General features: G+C 57.3%; 17 protein-coding genes and 1 riboswitch. Of the genes, 3 read left to right on the plus strand and 14 right to left on the minus strand.

The features are described 5' to 3' along the window. The first annotated feature begins 68 nt into the window (after positions 1–68). Positions 69–1,211 (plus strand): XAC2610-related protein, encoded by a 1,143-nt coding sequence (locus P4L78_RS09530; RefSeq protein WP_309327781.1) that lies wholly within the window; start codon positions 69–71, stop codon positions 1,209–1,211. A gap of 147 nt (positions 1,212–1,358) precedes the next feature. Then, positions 1,359–1,826 carry a DUF1203 domain-containing protein gene (locus P4L78_RS09535; protein ID WP_309327782.1) on the plus strand — a complete coding sequence of 156 codons (468 nt, stop codon included), beginning with the start codon at positions 1,359–1,361 and terminating at the stop codon, positions 1,824–1,826. A gap of 40 nt (positions 1,827–1,866) precedes the next feature. On the opposite strand, the gene P4L78_RS09540 is transcribed toward P4L78_RS09535, so the two are convergent. The 11 genes from P4L78_RS09540 to ssuE all read right to left on the minus strand — a co-directional run bounded on the left by P4L78_RS09540 (position 1,867) and on the right by ssuE (position 12,947). Then, complete coding sequence (locus P4L78_RS09540; RefSeq protein WP_283147689.1) at positions 1,867–2,964, minus strand: sulfate/molybdate ABC transporter ATP-binding protein; 1,098 nt, start codon at positions 2,962–2,964, stop codon at positions 1,867–1,869. Between the two features lie 184 nt (positions 2,965–3,148). Next, positions 3,149–4,009, minus strand: coding sequence for a sulfate ABC transporter permease subunit CysW (gene cysW, locus P4L78_RS09545; RefSeq protein WP_283147688.1), 861 nt, complete (start codon positions 4,007–4,009; stop codon positions 3,149–3,151). Positions 4,010–4,011: 2 nt separating this feature from the next. Beyond that, the gene (cysT, locus tag P4L78_RS09550) at positions 4,012–4,845 is read right to left on the minus strand and encodes a sulfate ABC transporter permease subunit CysT (RefSeq protein ID WP_283147687.1); all 834 of its coding nucleotides are present in this window, start codon (positions 4,843–4,845) and stop codon (positions 4,012–4,014) included. Between the two features lie 600 nt (positions 4,846–5,445). After that, positions 5,446–6,456, minus strand: a complete 1,011-nt coding sequence (locus P4L78_RS09555; RefSeq protein ID WP_309327783.1) for a sulfate ABC transporter substrate-binding protein — start codon at positions 6,454–6,456, stop codon at positions 5,446–5,448. Positions 6,457–6,861: 405 nt separating this feature from the next. After that, on the minus strand, positions 6,862–7,077 hold the full coding sequence (locus P4L78_RS09560) for a molybdopterin-binding protein (RefSeq protein WP_283147685.1): 216 nt from the start codon (positions 7,075–7,077) through the stop codon (positions 6,862–6,864). A gap of 168 nt (positions 7,078–7,245) precedes the next feature. Next, positions 7,246–8,070: an ATP-binding cassette domain-containing protein gene (locus P4L78_RS09565; RefSeq protein WP_309327784.1), complete on the minus strand. Its 825-nt coding sequence runs from the start codon at positions 8,068–8,070 to the stop codon at positions 7,246–7,248. Between the two features lie 8 nt (positions 8,071–8,078). After that, positions 8,079–8,861, minus strand: a complete 783-nt coding sequence (gene ssuC / locus P4L78_RS09570; RefSeq protein ID WP_309327785.1) for an aliphatic sulfonate ABC transporter permease SsuC — start codon at positions 8,859–8,861, stop codon at positions 8,079–8,081. A 299-nt stretch (positions 8,862–9,160) separates the two neighbouring features. Continuing rightward, positions 9,161–10,312: an FMNH2-dependent alkanesulfonate monooxygenase gene (gene ssuD, locus P4L78_RS09575; RefSeq protein WP_405051528.1), complete on the minus strand. Its 1,152-nt coding sequence runs from the start codon at positions 10,310–10,312 to the stop codon at positions 9,161–9,163. A gap of 90 nt (positions 10,313–10,402) precedes the next feature. Continuing rightward, complete coding sequence (locus tag P4L78_RS09580; RefSeq protein WP_309327788.1) at positions 10,403–11,338, minus strand: sulfonate ABC transporter substrate-binding protein; 936 nt, start codon at positions 11,336–11,338, stop codon at positions 10,403–10,405. Positions 11,339–11,353: 15 nt separating this feature from the next. Next, positions 11,354–12,286, minus strand: a complete 933-nt coding sequence (locus P4L78_RS09585; protein WP_283147680.1) for a sulfonate ABC transporter substrate-binding protein — start codon at positions 12,284–12,286, stop codon at positions 11,354–11,356. A gap of 64 nt (positions 12,287–12,350) precedes the next feature. After that, positions 12,351–12,947, minus strand: a complete 597-nt coding sequence (gene ssuE / locus P4L78_RS09590; protein WP_283147679.1) for an NADPH-dependent FMN reductase — start codon at positions 12,945–12,947, stop codon at positions 12,351–12,353. A gap of 35 nt (positions 12,948–12,982) precedes the next feature. Between ssuE and P4L78_RS09595 the strand changes: the two genes are divergently transcribed. Beyond that, positions 12,983–13,858 carry a hypothetical protein gene (locus P4L78_RS09595; RefSeq protein WP_309327789.1) on the plus strand — a complete coding sequence of 292 codons (876 nt, stop codon included), beginning with the start codon at positions 12,983–12,985 and terminating at the stop codon, positions 13,856–13,858. Here P4L78_RS09595 and P4L78_RS09600 read toward each other — a convergent pair. The 3 genes from P4L78_RS09600 to P4L78_RS09610 all read right to left on the minus strand — a co-directional run bounded on the left by P4L78_RS09600 (position 13,817) and on the right by P4L78_RS09610 (position 16,762). Then, entirely contained in the window at positions 13,817–14,290 is a 474-nt protein-coding gene (locus P4L78_RS09600; protein WP_283147677.1) for a DUF1090 domain-containing protein, read from the minus strand. The genes P4L78_RS09595 and P4L78_RS09600 overlap by 42 nt on opposite strands. A gap of 101 nt (positions 14,291–14,391) precedes the next feature. Further along, positions 14,392–15,663, minus strand: a complete 1,272-nt coding sequence (locus P4L78_RS09605; RefSeq protein WP_309327790.1) for a voltage-gated chloride channel family protein — start codon at positions 15,661–15,663, stop codon at positions 14,392–14,394. A gap of 73 nt (positions 15,664–15,736) precedes the next feature. Further along, positions 15,737–15,809: riboswitch (Fluoride riboswitch) on the minus strand. 53 nt (positions 15,810–15,862) lie between these two features. Beyond that, positions 15,863–16,762: a LysR family transcriptional regulator gene (locus tag P4L78_RS09610; protein WP_309327791.1), complete on the minus strand. Its 900-nt coding sequence runs from the start codon at positions 16,760–16,762 to the stop codon at positions 15,863–15,865. Positions 16,763–16,825 lie beyond the last annotated feature (63 nt).

A 16,825-nucleotide genomic window follows, 5' to 3' on the forward strand; every position in this document is an offset into this window, starting at 1 on the left:
AGTCACTCATTGCGACAAAGCAATTGGGATGGAAATGCAGGGGTAAGCAACGACAATGATGGATATGCTTGCATTTTTCATTTTGTATTGTGCATATGACCCAGATATTTTTGCGCTCTTTGCTTGGCGCAATCTATGCCCTGGCTGCGATCAGCATTCAAGCCGGTACGCCTGAAATCTCCCATTCACAGTTATTTGAAGGGGTATGGGAGACGCTTCCCTCAATGCCCAATGGTGTAATGGCGTTCCAGTCCACAAATACTCCCCCTTCTACCAGTTATCCACGCAGCGGCTTTTCGATCAAACATGGCACAACCGGCGAGGTATTCAGCAGTTATATCTACACGACTGCTGCCGACGGCACCCAAACCAAACAACCTGTCTTTACTGATTGTCCGGCAAAATTTGATGAAAGCGGGCTACTAGTGAAATGCTCGGCCCCGGCAGCGAATGTATCTCGCCATTACCAACTACGCCTGGATGAAACGGGAGTATTGGCCGTGCTGGGCTCGGAGACTGACGCCACCTACAGCGGTAGCTATGTCCGCTATCAGCCCACCTGGCTTCGTGTAAATTTGCCACACCAGCACTTGAAATTAACGATTCAACTTTGTGAACTCAAATTGGCGGGCTGTGAGACAGATACAGATACAACCTCAATCCACGCCACTCATATCGAATATCAGCCACCAGGTCATCCGGTGCAGCATTGGGAAACCACTTTGGGGAGTGTGCCAATTCCCGACAAACTCGATTACGGTCGAACCAATCTAGTCCACTCAGCCAAGCCGGCAGATTACGGTTTGAGTTTTGTTGATTTGAATTTTGACGGCACACCAGACTTGCTGATCAACTCCTGCAGTAACTGCGCGGGCTATGGTGGCCCCACCTTCGACGCCTGGATAATGGATAAAAGCGCCCATCGCTATTGGCCGCAGGCGCGGATGAGTGAGTTAATGTCAGAGCAAGGTACATTCAGTTTTGATGCGCGCCGAGGGCAATTCGCGGTATTTGGCAAAAGCGGATGTTGTTACCATCAGGTAGATACATATCGTGTCGCCAAGACGAAGCAAGCGACATTGACACTGATCCAGATAGTGATACAAGAGGTGGACATCAAGCGCTCAGACATGTGGGTCAATACACAGAAAGATTTGGTGGGCGGGCGCTGGAAAATCCACAAATGGCGGGAAAAAATTTCGGGGGGGTAGTATCCAGCCAAGACGCATCTCATCTGGGCGCGCTGCAAACACGAGCCGTGGCTGGTAGTTTATTACCTGATTGGATCGCAAGAACCGGATATTTCTCCCCGGCCAGTCGCGCTTGAATACGGTCATCAATTCGTTGAGGACTGCATCATGTCATTTCGCATTACAGGCGTCGACCCAACCCCGTTTACCCATCTTTATGGATTGTCTGACGCCGAACTCCCCATTCACGGCGCCGTGCGACGCATCGCCAACGCGCCATCGGGCTTTCCCGAACGCACGCAATTGCGCGATGCGTATGTGGGTGAGTCACTGCTGCTGGTCAATCACACGCATCAACCCGCCAACACACCCTACCGTTCCAGCCACGCGATATTCATTAGCGAAGGGGCTGAAACTGCCGCATCGGTGGTCGATACAGTCCCGCAGTCACTCGCCAAGCGGTTGATCTCATTAAGGGCGTTTGACGGCAACGATATGATTGCCACGGCAGATGTGGTCGAAGGTCGTGACCTGGCGGCTTTGATAGCGCGGTTCTTTGAGGACCCTCAGGTACGCTATCTACATGCCCACTACGCGAAATATGGCTGTTTTGCGGGGCTGGTGGAGCGGGCGTAGAGTGGATTGCTGCGCGAATCCACCCCACGTCAGTTGCGGATCAAATACCGCCGCCCGCGCTCCACTCGCCATTACGTTCCGGTGTGCGGCTGTTTTCTGGCACGTACACTCGTGCTTCACGTGGCAGCAGGTAGACCGATTCGCCCACTTGCCAGTTGCCCGCCAGATGGCGCTCGCGGGTCAGTTCGACTTCTACCGACTCCTGGTTGGCCACATCCACTTCCAGCCGCACCGTCGCGCCCAGCAGGCGAATATGATGGACCACGCCTTGCATGGCGCCTTCGCCACCGGTGCGGGAGAGATCGATCTCGTGCGGGCGCACATAGACCACGGCTTTGTCGCCTTGCGCATCCGGTGCGGCAAAGCGGGCCTCACCGACTTGCGTCCAGCCGTCATGCACGCGGGAGTGGAACAGGTTCACATCACCGAGGAACTGGTACACGAACGGCGAGGCGGGTGTGTCATAGACTTGTGATGGCGAACCGAGTTGTTCGATCTTGCCTTTATTCATCACCACCACGCGGTCGGCCACTTCCAGCGCTTCTTCCTGGTCGTGGGTCACAAACACGCTGGTGATATGCATTTCGTCATGCAGGCGGCGCAACCAGCGGCGCAATTCTTTGCGCACTTTGGTATCGAGCGCGCCAAACGGCTCATCCAGCAGTAACACTTTGGGCTCTACCGCCAGCGCGCGCGCCAGGGCAATCCGTTGGCGTTGACCGCCCGATAACTGCGCCGGATAACGATCCGCCAGCCAGTCAAGCTGCACCAGTTGCAGCAAGTCATGCACTTTGCGTTTGATTTCAGCGTCGGATGGGCGCGTGTCTTTTTTGCGCACGCGCAGGCCAAAAGCGACGTTTTCAAACACGGTCATGTGACGGAACAGCGCGTAATGCTGGAACACAAAACCGACATTGCGTTCACGCACGTGTTTTTCGGTGGTGTCTTCGCCATGAAACAGAATCTGCCCTTCGTCCGGCACCTCCAGGCCGGCGATGATGCGCAGCAGCGTGGTTTTACCGCAGCCAGACGGCCCCAGCAGTGCCAGCAGTTCACCGGTTTTCACTTCCAGATTGATGTTGTCCAGCGCCGTGAAGTTGCCAAAGCGTTTGGCGATATTGCGAATTTCGATACTCATAGGTGTTCCTGTGAGGTTTAGCGGAAAGGCAAGAGGTTCAAGGTCATCTCAATGCCTTTCCACACCGTAGGGTTTGCACGCCTCGCGTGCGAACGCGTTCAATGCAGGTGCGCATAAATGCGCACCCTACGTCACTCGTACATCAAGTGAGCGTAATGCGGCATGTGGCGTTTTTCCGGTGTCATCATAGTGCGTTGGCCCGATCCCGCGCGGCCTGTTGTTCAGTCCGCCATTCCACCCAGCTCTTCACGCCCAGTGTCACCAGCGCCAGCAAAGCCAGAATGGAGGCGCAGGCAAACGCGCCGACAAAGTTGTATTCGTTGTACAAAATCTCGACGTGCAACGGAATGGTGTTGGTCATGCCACGAATGTGGCCCGACACCACCGACACCGCGCCAAACTCGCCCATCGCCCGCGCATTGGCCAGAATCACGCCGTACAGCAAGCCCCATTTGATATTGGGCAGCGTGACGCGCCAGAAGGTTTGCCAGCCCGAAGCGCCCAGGCTTAACGCCGCCTGTTCTTCTTCCGAGCCTTGCGCTTCCATCAGCGGAATCAGCTCACGCGCTACAAACGGGAAGGTGACAAACACGGTGGCCAGCACAATGCCCGGTACGGCGAACACGATCTTGATGTTGTGATCAGACAGCCACGGCCCCAGCCAGCCTTGGGCTCCGAACAACAGCATGTAGATCAAACCCGCCACCACTGGCGACACCGAGAACGGCAGGTCGATCAGCGTGATCAGTACGCTCTTGCCTTTGAAATCGAACTTGGCGATCGCCCACGCTGCAGCCACACCAAACGACAGATTCAGCGGCACAGCAATGGCGGCGGCAATCAAGGTGAGCTTGATGGCGGACCAGGCGTCGGGCTCTTTGAGTGCCTCGAAATACAGGTCGAAGCCTTTACGCAGCGCTTCGGTAAACACCGACACCAGCGGCAGCACCAGGAACACGGCAATGAACAGCAGCGCCAGCGTAATCAGCAGATATCGAACCGGACGCGATTCAGTGGTCACAATTGAACGAGGAGTCTGGGCCATGATTATTTCCTCCTCCCCAGACGTTTGGCCGACCACCACTGCAGGCCGTTAATCACCAGCAGCAACACGAACGACACCGCCAGCATCACCACGGCAATCGACGTTGCACCGACGTAATCATATTGTTCAAGCTTGGAGATGATCATCAGCGGGGTGATTTCCGACAGAAACGGCATGTTGCCAGCAATAAAAATCACCGACCCGTACTCGCCAATCGCCCGCGCAAACGCCAGCGCAAAACCGGTCAGCAAGGCGGGCAACAAGGTCGGCAGGATAACTTTCCAGAAAATCTGCAAGCGACTGGCACCCAGGCTGGCGGCGGCTTCTTCCAGTTCTTTTTCCAGGTCTTCCAGCACCGGCTGCACCGTGCGCACCACAAACGGCAGCGTCACAAACGTCAGCGCAATCACCACGCCAATGCGGGTAAACGCAATCTTGATATCCCACGGTGCAAACAACTGACCAACCCAGCCGTTGGGCGCGTAGATGGTCGCCAGTGCGATACCGGCTACGGCAGTGGGCAGCGCAAATGGCAGATCAACCATCGCATCGACAAAGCGTTTGCCAAAGAACTGGTAACGCACCAGTACCCAGGCCAGCAGCAACCCACCAAACAGATTGATCACCGCCGCGAGCAGCGAGGCACCAAAGGTCAGTTGATACGACGCGACCACGCGCGGGTCGGACACGGTATGCCAGAACTGCGCCCACGGCAGGCTGGTACTCTTTAAAATCAGCGCCGCCAGCGGGATCAGCACGATCACCGATAAATAAAGCAGCGTGTAGCCCAGCGCCAGGTTAAAGCCTGGCAGCACGCTGTGTTGTTTGAAGGCCAAAAGAGTGTTCCTTGTTTTTATTGCTTATGTTTTGAAGTACGTTCTTGCGGGGTTTGGCGGCGCCTTCGGCACTGGTTTTCATACCTGGCTGTGACGCCAGTTGGTCAAAAAGGCACAGCGGTTGTTAGCCTGCTGTCGTTATTTTTTTGTTGTCGCTACTAGCAACCACTGTTCCATTGGATTCCCGCCAAGGGGACCGCCCAGGTCGGGAATGTCGAAGTAAAGAATTACGCAATGCCGTTGCTGTTGTTACAACTCCCCCTGGCACGCCACCCAGCAAACCACGCCGACCGAGAGCCGGAGACCCTCAGGCTCCGGCCGACCGAGGGAACGCAGGATGCGCGCAGAGAACACTGGTAAACAGTCTGTTCGTTTCGGCTTTTGACCTTGGGCCCCGTTTGCGCTTGCGCTGTCGGGTCGCCTTTTGCTACCCCGCTCTGCGGGACTTTTGGTTTCTTTTCTTTGGCGACGCAAAGAAAAGAAACGTGCTCCCCGGCACCCCGGGGTATCAAATGCCTTTAAACACCCGTGCCGAAGGCACTAACATTGCCAGTATCGCGCCCCGGAATGCTGCGCGAATCCGGGCTACATCCGACGGCCTTACCGCTTCGCCACCGACGCCGCAATCTTGTCGTACACCCCACCATCCGCAAAATACTTCGCCTGCGCTGCCTGCCAGCCACCGAAGTCGTTAATACCAAACAGCTTCACATTCGGGAACTGGCTGGCGTGCTTGGCAAACACGGTTTTGTCACGCGGGCGCAGATAGTTTTCAGCGGCGATCTCTTGCGCTTGCGGGCTCCACAGCCAGTTCAGATATTCCTGCGCAGCTTTGCGAGTGCCTTTCTTGTCGACCACTTTGTCGACCAGCGCTACCGGCGGCTCGGCTTCAATCGACACGCTTGGGTACACCACATCAAAGTTACCGCGACCAAACTCGCGGGCGATCATTTCGGCTTCGTTTTCAAATGTCACCAGCACATCGCCAATGCCACGCTGCATGAAGGTGGTGGTGGCGCCACGGCCACCCGCTTCCAGCACCGGCACGTTTTTCAGAATGGCGGCTTCAAAATCAGCGGCTTTTTGCTCGTTGCCACCCGGCTGGCGCAGCGCATAACCCCACGCGGCGAGGAAGGTGTAACGGCCATTGCCGGAGGTTTTCGGGTTCGGGAAGATCACCTGCACACCGGGCTTGGCCAGATCGTTCCAGTCCTTGATGCCCTTGGGATTACCCTTTTTGACGATCAGCACTTGCATGGAGGTAAACGGTGCCGAGTTATCCGGCAGACGCTTGGCCCAGTCGGTAGGCAGCAGCTTGGCTTTATCCGAAATGGCGTCGATGTCGTTGTGCTGGTTCATGGTCACCACGTCGGCTTCCAGACCATCAATCACCGACCGCGCCTGCTTGCTGGATGCGCCATGCGACATCTGGATCGTCACTTTGTCTTTGAACTTGTCCTGGTAGTACTTGGCGAAGGCCGGGTTGTAATCCTTGTAGAAGTCGCGCATCACGTCGTAGGACACGTTCAGCAAGGTGACATCGGCGAAAGCAGGGACAGCGATGGCGCCAGCCAGAACAGCGGCGATCAGCTTGGTGGTGATGCGGGACATGGAAACTCCATTTATGTGCGGTTGGCAGCGATTCTCGCCGATTCTTATATTCCTACAAAGGCTGATTCGCTACTTGTATATATCCAACCACTAAAAAGCGAACAGGGACGCGGTCTGCGTCCCTGTTTGGGTCTTGCGGTTGAACCTTCGGATTCGTCGGTTTCCCCTCAAGGAGGGGACGGAAGGACTGGGAATCAACCAACAGATCGCGCCGATTAGCTGTAGGGTGTGCATTCATGCGCACCGAAAGATCATGGTGATAGCCCTTGAACGCGTTCGCTCGCCAGCGAGCAAACCCTACAATTGCTTGCCCCCCAAAAACGCACAAGGACGCGGTCTGCGTCCCTGTTTGGGTCTTGCGGGTGAACCCGAAGCTTCATCCGATTGCCTCTGTCAGAGGCCCAATCACAACGTTGCGATCGAAACCTCAGTCGATTTCACGAACGCAATGACCTCTGTGCCAGGCTTCAAATCCAGCTCTTTTACCGAGCGAGTGGTGATCACCGAAGTCACAATGCCCGAAGGCGTGGTGACGTCCACTTCTGACAAAACCGGGCCTTCAATGATTTCTTTGATGGTGCCGCGGAACTGATTGCGAACGTTGATGGATTGGATTGCCATGGTGTGTTGCTCCAGTAGATAGATGTGATGTTTTTTGCGCCGCCCGACGGCTTGGTGCCTGAAGCATTTTGCTGGCGGCGTTCAAAGCGGGTGGTGACAAACCCAGCGTAACAGCCCCTTTTTATACATCAAAGTAATTTGATTTTTGTTTTATATAACCATTAGAAATTAAAGAGCCCACCGTAATGCCGACGGCACAATCGGTTCTATCGCTACTAGCTCATGCGGCTGGCCAGCGGGTTCCGGCAAAGACAGCACGCGCGCCAGGATACGTTCTTCCAGCGCGGCAAACGCCGCCGTACCGCGTGAACGGCTGCGGGGTAGATTGATGGGTTGATCCAGCCCGATACGGCCTTCTTCAATCAAAATCACCCGGTCTGCCAGGGCCACGGCTTCTTGCACATCGTGCGTTACCAGCAACACGGTAAAGCCATGTTTTTGCCACAGGCGCTCTATTAATTGGTGCATCTCTATACGGGTGAGCGCATCGAGCGCGCCTAGTGGTTCGTCCAGCAACAACAAGCGTGGTTGATGGATGAGCGCCCGCGCCAGTGCCACACGTTGGCGTTGCCCGCCAGAAAGCTGGCTGGGCCATTTGTTGGCGTGTTCAGCCAGGCCCACTTCCGCCAATGCGGAGATGGCTTCGTCATGCCAATCGCCTTTCAGCCCCAGGCCCACGTTCTGTACCACGCTTTTCCAGGGCAGCAAGCGCGCGTCCTGAAACATCAAACGGGTGTCTTGTTTGAAGGCAGCGTGCGGTTTGCCATTGGCCAGAATCTGCCCTGACGACAATTTGTCCAGCCCGGCTATCAAGCGCAACAAGGTGGATTTGCCGCAACCGGAGCGCCCGACCAGCGCGACAAACTCGCCCGCATTCAGTTGCAGATCCAGTTGGTGCAGCACCGCTTTGTCATCAAAGCGTTTGCTCACGCCGGTTAGTTGCAACGCCGCGCCGGTCTGGCCCAATACATGGTCTTGCAAAGGTGCGTTCATGGCAGATCTCATCCCTTTTGATATGCCGGATGCCAGCGTAGCCAGCGCCGTTCCAGCCAGCGGGCGAACACATCCGAGAATTTGCCCAGCAAGGCGTAAAGCAGAATCGACAACACCACCACATCTGTCTGCAGAAACTCGCGGGCGTTGGTGGCGAGGTAACCGATGCCGGAACTGGCCGAGATGGTTTCGGCCACGATAAGCAAAATCCACGCAAAGCCCAGCGCAAAGCGCACCCCAACCAGAATCGACGGCAGCGCGCCGGGCAGAATCACGTCGCGAAACAGCGGCCAGCCTTTAAGGCCGTAATTGCGCGCCATTTCTACCAGACCGCTATCTACCGATTTGATGCCGTGATACGTGTTGATATACACCGGAAACAGCGTGCCAAACGCCACCAGAAACAGCTTGGCGCTCTCATCAATGCCAAACCACAAAATGACCAGCGGAATCAGCGCCAGCGGCGGAATGGTGCGGATCATCTGCACCGTGCTATCGAGCACCAGCTCACCCCGGCGCGATAAACCAGTGATCAGTCCCAGCAGCAAACCAATGCTGCCGCCAATGGCAAAACCGGCCATGGCGCGGACAAAACTGATTTTCAGATGCAGCCACAATTGGCCAGAAGCCGCGAGTTGCTCACCAGCCTTAAGCACACCCAGCGGCGCGGGCATGACGCGGCTATCAATCTCACCCGCACTGGATGCCGCTTGCCACGCCACGATCAGCAGCAGCGGCACCAGCCACGGCGTGGCTTGCCGGGCCAGGTGGGATGTCCATTTATTTGCCATTTAAAATTTCTCCAGAACGTAGAGCTGCTGGTCTTCAAATCATCTCTTGCGATGTCAGCCGGATTGGCGAGGCATCCCCAACCTCGGCGGTCCCCTTGGTGGGAATCCAGTGGCAGTGCCTGCATGACAGCCCTCCGCTCACATTCTCACCTCCGCCCCCCAGCGCAAACCTAAGCTGCCCACGCGCGCGCTCATTCTTAGCAGCGCCGCAGCTGGATTCCCGCCTGCGCGGGAATGACGAATCGGTTTCGTAGCCCGGATTCCCGCTTCGCTCCATCCGGGCTACGGAAGCCATGCGATCAGCTTTGCGCAACCTTCAGCACCGCAGGTGGCAAATCATTGGCAACGATCTCGCCAAATGGTCCGGTCAGATTTGCTTTGGCGGGTCTTTGCGATTGTTCAGATAACGGCAGCAGCGGGAACACCAGTTCGGCAAAACGGTAAGCTTCTTCGAGATGCGGATAACCGCTGAAAATAAAGCTCTCAATACCAATGTCCGCGTATTCCTTGATCCGGGCGGCGACTTCTTCCGGGCTGCCGACCAGCGCGGTACCCGCACCGCCGCGCACCAGACCGACGCCGGCCCACAGGTTAGGCGAGACTTCGAGTTTGTCGCGACGGCCACCGTGCAAGGCGGCCATGCGTTGCTGGCCCACCGAATCAAAGCGCGAGAACGCTTTTTGCGCCGCGGCGATGGTGTCGTCGGTGACGTGGCTGATCAGCTCGTCGGCGGCGGCCCAGGCGGCCTCACTGGTTTCACGCACGATCACATGCAGGCGAATGCCAAATTTCACGGTTCGGCCCAGCTTGGCTGCTTTCTCGCGCACGGCGGCGATTTTCTCGGCCACAGCGGCAGGCGGCTCGCCCCAAGTCAGATAGACATCCACTTGTTCGGCGGCCAGATCGACCGCAGCGGGTGATGAGCCGCCAAAATACAGCGGCGGATACGGCGATTGCACTGGCGGGTAGAGCGTTTTGGCGCCCTTGACCCTGATGTGCTTGCCTTCAAAATCCACCGACTCGCCTTCCAGCACGCCGCGCCAGACCTTGAGGAATTCATCCGTCACTTCATAACGTTCGTTGTGATCCAGCCAGATGCCGTCACCGGCCTGTTCATCCGGATCACCACCAGTGACCACGTTGATCAGCACGCGACCGTTAGAGATGCGATCCAGCGTGGCGGCCATGCGAGCGGAGACGGTCGGCGAAATGATGCCGGGGCGAATCGCCACCAGGTAGCGCAGGCGTTCGGTCAGCGGTGCCAGCGAACTGGCCACCACCCACGCGTCTTCGCACGAGCGGCCGGTGGGGATCAGTACGCCGTAGTAACCCAGTTCATCGGCGGCCTGGGCGATCTGCTTCAGATAAGCATGACTAACGCTGCGCGCGCCGTGGCCGGTACCCAGATAACGGCCGTCGCCGTGGGTCGGCAAAAACCAGAAAATATTCAGACTCATGATGTATTCCTTGTGGCCTGGCCTGACGCCAGGCGTATCAATCAAAAACTCAAAATGGAATGGGGCGAATCGACGGAACCGTGTTCAATGACGCACCACGATGTCGGCCACGTTCACCGGATGCGGAATCAAGCCTTGCGTGGCAAAACGATCGGCCAGCTTTTGTTGCTCAAGCACGGTTTTGTCATCCAGCCAGCCCACGCGATAGTTCGGATGGCGCGCCAGTACTTGTTCAAAAGTGGCCTGGTCGAGCCCGACATAAGCCGACAGCAATTTCGCGGTGTCGCTTGGGTGCTGTTCCATAAACTCGCTATTGCGGGTCAGTTCTTCAAACACCGTGTTCAGCAGTGCTTTGTTGCGCTGGGCGTATTCGCGGCTGGCGAGGTAGAAGGTCTGGTTACTGGTCAAACCTTCGGCGGTCGCCAGCACGCGCGGGTTGAGCGCTTTTTCAGCCGAAGCGTAATACGGGTCCCAGATCACCCAGGCATCCACGGCGCCACGCTCGAAAGCAGCACGCGCATCGGCCGGAGCCAGATATGCGGGCTGGATGTCTTCCCATTTCAGCCCGGCTTTATCCAGCGCGCGCAGCAGCAAAGCGTGCGAACTCGAACCCTTTTGCAAAGCAATGCGTTTGCCTTTCAGGTCCGCCAGTTTTTTGATGCTGGCGTCTTTGGCCACCAGGATTGCCGCTGCCTGTGGTTTGGCCGGTTCATAACCCACATAAACCAGCTTGGTCCCAGCCGCCTGGGCAAACAGTGGTGGCGTGTCGCCGGTCATGCCAAAGTCCACCGAGCCGGCATTGAGTGCTTCAAGCATTTGTGGACCAGCCGGAAACTCCACCCACTTCACGGAGGTCCCCGCGCCCAGACGTTGTTCCAGCACGCCCCGGCTTTTCAGCACAATCAGATTGAACGAGCTTTTCTGGAAGCCAATGCGTAGTTCATCAGCATGAGCCGGAAGTGCTGCGGCTACTGCCACGACCAGCCCCGCCATCAGTCCTGTCAGTTGTCGCAGCAACATCGTTTTCTCCCCGCCTTATTTGAGCAGCGCGTCTTGCACTTTGACGGCCACCGGAATCAAACCCAGATCGTGGAAGGTATCGGCGATCTTTTGCTGTTGAGCTGCCACTTGCGGGCTGACTGACTGCAGACCCAAGGTATTGCGCGGCAAGGTGCTGGCAACCACCTCCACCGGCAAACCGATCTGTTGCGACAACTCTTTGGCCGCTTCAGCGGTATTGGCATTGGCCCATTGGTCGGTGACTTGCAGTTCGTTCAGCACTGTTTTGACAATGCCTGTCTGGCTGGTAGCAAATTTGCGGCTGGCCAGAATGAACTGATAGTTGTTTACCAGCCCTTTACCGTCACGCAGCGTACGTACGCTCAGTTGCGCTTCGGCTGCGGCCAGGTATGGATCCCAGATCACCCACGCATCTACCGCGCCTTTGGCAAACGCGGCACGAGCATCGGCGGGCGGCAGGTAAACCGGCTGGATATCGCTCAGTTTCAACCCCGCTTCTTCCAGCGCTTTGACCAACAGGTAATGCACGTTGGAGCCCTTGTTCAGCGCCACTTTCTTGCCCTTGAGGTCTTTCACCGATTTGATCGGCGAATCTTTGGGCACCAGGATCGCTTCGGCTTGCGGCGCTGGCGGCTCGTTGGCCACGTAGACCAGTTGCGCGCCAGCGGCTTGGGCAAATACGGGCGGGGCTTCGCCGGTCAGGCCGAAATCCACCGCGCCGACGTTCAGCGCTTCCAGCAATTGCGGACCTCCGGGAAACTCGGTCCAGCTCACTTTCCAGCCTTGGCCCTCGAGTTTTTTCTCCAGCGTGCCGCGTGCTTTGAGCAGGGTGAATACACCGTATTTTTGATAGCCAATCCGTACGGTCTGGTCGGCGGCATGGGCCGGAGCAGTTAAGGCCAAACCGAGCGCCAACGTGGCGATGGGGGCAAGCAATTTGCGCAGCATGAGCGTTTCTCCAGCGTGTTGTTTTTGTGATGTTGAGTTGTTGTTGGTGGTTCTGCAGGTGCAATCAGAGACTGACGCGACCAAGCCGCAATTGCGCGTGCAGGGTGTTCGGGTCCAGCTGAACATGGCCCGGGTTGGGCAGGTGAGTGATAAACCGCGACAGCGCTACATGCAGGCGATCATCAATTTCTGGCGACAAATGCAGCACATCGCCCTCGCCCCAGGTCAACTCTTTGTCGGTGGCGTAGATACCGCCAAGCACATGCCGCGCTTTAAGTGCCGTGAGCACCGGCTGCAGCGAGTAATCCACCGCCAGCATGTGGGCCGGGCTACCGCCAGTGGCCAGCGGCAATACCGCGTGATGCGCCAGCGCCCGCTCTGGCAACAAATCCAGAATGACCTTGAGTGCGCCGCTATACGCCGCTTTGTAGACCGGCGTGCTGACGATCAGGCCATCAGCATGAGCGACTGTCTCTTGCAGGTATTTGATGGATGGGTGATCGAACTGCGCATGCAGCAGCGCCTCAGCCGGAAAATCGGCCAGCGTAAAGGTTTTGATCTCAATACCCTGCTGCGCCAGCACTTGCGCCGCACGATTGAGCAAACCTTGCGAGCGGGAGCGAACACTGGGACTGCCAGAGATTGTCACGACGACGGGCATTTAAATTCCTTTTGGGACTATCAGTCAGGATTGATGTGTCGAAAACGGAATTTAAAGCGATGCCTTTATTTCCACAAAGACTTTTGAATATTCTTTTTATTCTTAAACGAGATAAAGAATTGAGCAGTTATATGGAAAGTGCGGGAATGGGGGAGGAGAGGCGGAAACAGAGCGGGAATCCGGGGAGTGACGTGGGCAACTTCAAATGCCAGCGGGTACTGGCGCATTGCCCCCGGATTCTCGCTGACGCTTCATCCGGGCTACGGGGCTGTAATGCCTTATCGTGCAACTTGCCTCGCCGGGAAAGAACTGCCGCAGAAGAAGTCGTACCCAATCCAGCGCTCAAGGGAGAAAAGCACATCATCCGTTGGCCAGTTTTTGTAGCCTGGATGGAGCGCAGCGGGAATCCGGGAGCGATGTGGGTAATTTCAAATGTCAGTGGATATTGGCGCATTGCTCCCGGATTCTCGCTGACGCTTCATCCGGGCTACGGGCGGCTAGCAAACAAAGCGACTGAACACGCCGACAGAGAGCCGAAGACCTTAGGCTCCGGCCGACCGAGGGAACGCCGGAGGCGCGCAAACAATCCTGCCATACAGACGCTTTGCTTCCCCCTGCAACCTGCACACAAAGCATTCCGCATCGTTGTGGGGGTACCCCCGAGGGGCACGGCTTTTGACCTTGGCCCCCTTGCGGCAGCGGGGTCGCCTTTCTTTGGCGACGCAAAGAAAGGGGTCGTGCTCCTGGTCACCACCGGGTATCAAATACCTTTAAAACCCGTGCTGCGGGCACTAACAAAACAAGCTTTTGAAGTTGAGTCCGAAGTTGCGGCGGGTTACATCCGCCCTACAAACCCCTCACGAAAAACCTCATGGCTTCGCCCGCCGAAACTCATCCAGTTCCCGTTGTGACCTGGCCAGATCGCGCTCGTCGTCGTCCAGTTCTTTCTGCGCTTTGCTGATTTTCTTGTTCAGTTTGTCGATCAACTGATGGTCGCCATCATCGCGTGCCTGGCGCAGGTTTTCCTGATGACGGCTGAGTTTTTCGCGTTCTTCGTTCACGTCACGCTGATCGTCATCCACTTCCGCCACCAGCTTGCGTTCATGTGCGTCGCGCTCGGCTTGCATGCGTTCGGGGGTGCAATACTGGTTAACGTTGGCCAGCGCGCTACGCAAACCAGCAGCCTGGTGGCTGTTGTGATGGGCTTCGGCGTATTTCAACTGCTGCTCAATCGATTGGCGTTTGGCATTGCAGTCGGCTGGCGCGGAGCTGGCAAAGGTTGGAGCGGCAAACAGCAGGCAGGCGACGGCGCCGGTATGGGTAGCGAGAACGCTGATATTCATGAGATTCCTTCTGGAGACACGACCCGTTGTACGCGCCTGTTATCCAATATGACAGGCGTGAGCCCCATCAGGCAGCCAAACCATTGAATCCGTTCATGGTTTTATTTACGTTCGGTCAAATCGCCGACGCGCACATCTTCGGTAAACCGCCGCCACTTGCCACCGCCCACGCGCTGGGACTTGTAGATACCGGTATGGCCGGAGAACAACCAGCTCATCACACATGCTGCAGCGGCATACACGCCAATCTCGCCGCCAAACAGTTCAACCGCCATGACGGCTGAGGCAATCGGTGTATTCGCGGCACCGGCAAACACTGCGACCAGCCCCAAACCAGCGAATAAACCGATCGGCATATGCAGCAGCGGAGCCAGCACGTTGCCCAAGGTTGCGCCGATAAAGAACAGCGGCGTCACTTCACCGCCTTTAAAGCCGCTGGCCAGCGAAGCTACCGTGGCGACCAGTTTGGCAGCAAAATCCCACGGCAAAACCGGGTGCTGAAATGCCTCTACAATCACCGGCACACCCAAGCCAAGATAACGTTCGGCGTGGCACAGCCAGGCTACCAACGCGAACACCGCGCCGCCGACCAGCGCGCGCAGCGGCGAATATGGCAGCAGTCGTTTCAGCAAGGCAGTGAGCCGATGCGTGCCTTGCGCAAACACCATGCCGGTGATGCCAAACAGGGCGCCCGCCAGCAAAGTGGCAGTCATGCCCCAAGCGGAAACCGCCGGAATCGCGCCTACCACATAATGGGTATGGTGAGCGCCCCAAAGCAGACACACTTGATCCGCCGCGACGGCCGCAATCAGGCACGGAAATAGCGCGTCATAACGCAGCCGACCAATTGCCAGCACTTCCAGCCCAAACAAAGACCCGGCCAGCGGCACCCCAAAAATTGAAGCAAACCCGGCGCTCAGCCCACTCATAAGCAGAATGCGGCGGTTTTCCGGGGTGAGCTTGAAAATGCGGGTGAGTTGGTCGGCGAGAGCCCCGCCCATCTGCACTGCTGTGCCTTCACGGCCCACCGAAGCGCCAAACAGATGCGAGATCACGGTGCCGATCAACACCAGTGGTGCCATGCGTAAGGGCACCATTTTTTTGGGGTCGTGGATTTCGTCGATCAGCAGGTTGTTGCCGGCCTCGACCTGCGTACCGAACTTGAGATACACCCACGCCACGACAAACCCGGCCAGTGGCAGCAGAGCCAGCAACCAAGGGTGAGTGAGCCGCGTGCCGGTCGCCCAATCCAGCGCAAATAAAAACAGCGCCGAAGCGGAGCCCGACAGCGCGCCGACGACCAGCGCCAGCGGCGTCCAGCAAGCCACGTAGGCCAGCAGGCCTCGTAATTCAGTCAGAAAGGGATATTTCATGGGGCGATCCGGGTGTTCTGGTTTGGGTACTCAAACATCCCGGACGAGTGGCGCGCCTGCGGCTCCCGTCCGGGAAACCGTAGGCATCATCAGCCCTGCAAGAAGTGCCGGGCGGTTCAGGGAGGCATGCCATCTCCCAAAGTCAAACGAGTATAGCGGCAGCGCCACTTGGCGAGCAATCCCGCTGCGTTGCGCCGCGCTATCCGGGATACAGTTCTTTGGCCATTTGCCGCACCAGCGCCCACACCACCTCGGCCGCTGGCGAGAGCGAACGGTTGCGCCGACGCGCCAGCATGATCTGCCGGTTCACCTCTGGCGCCAGCGGCCGCATGGTCAACCCTGAAGACTCTGGCAACGGCAGCGCCAGTCTTGGCATCACCGAAATGCCGATGCCGGTTTGCAGCATGCGAAACACGGTGGTCGGGTGACCCAGTTCCTGCACCACCGTATAACTCACGCCATGGCGCGCCAGTTCCTGGTCAATGAGCGGGCGACTGCCGGAGGCGTAATCCAGCAGCACCAGCTTTTGCCGATCCAGTTCTGCCCAATGCACGCTCACTTTGCGCGCCAGCGGGTGAGTCTGCGGCAGGATCAGGCAGAACGGGTCTTCCATGATGGTTTCGGTGTGTAGTTCATCGGCCGATTGCGGGTCAACAATTACCCCAAAATCCACCTCGCCGGTCAGCACGCTCTGGATGGTCAGCCGCTGCACCTGGTCATGCAACACCAGCGAAATTTGTGGATAGTGCTTGAGCGAGCGCGCCACACAAGCGGGCATCAGATTGGCCGAAATAGTCGGGCTGCTGGCCACGCGCACTCGGCCCCGGCGTTGCTCGCCCACATTGCGGGCGGCTTGCAATGTGGTTTCCAGCTCATCGAGCAAGCGCCCTACTTCGCCCACCAACCCGGTTCCTTCGGCAGTGAGCAACACTTCACGCGTGGTGCGATCCAGCAACTTGATGCCGATTTCGTTTTCCAGCTCACGAATGCAACGGCTCACCGCCGGTTGGGTCAGGCCGATGACATCGCCCGCCCGGCTAAAGCTGCGGTGTTCGGCCACCGCCAGAAAAACGCGCAATTGCCGCAGGGAGACATTCATACGTTTAAATCATGAATAGATCAGATAAATGAATTTGTATTTTATACCTCGTTTTGATTCAAT

Source organism: Silvimonas sp. (assembly GCF_031291215.1).
GTDB lineage: Bacteria > Pseudomonadota > Gammaproteobacteria > Burkholderiales > Chitinibacteraceae > Silvimonas > Silvimonas soli.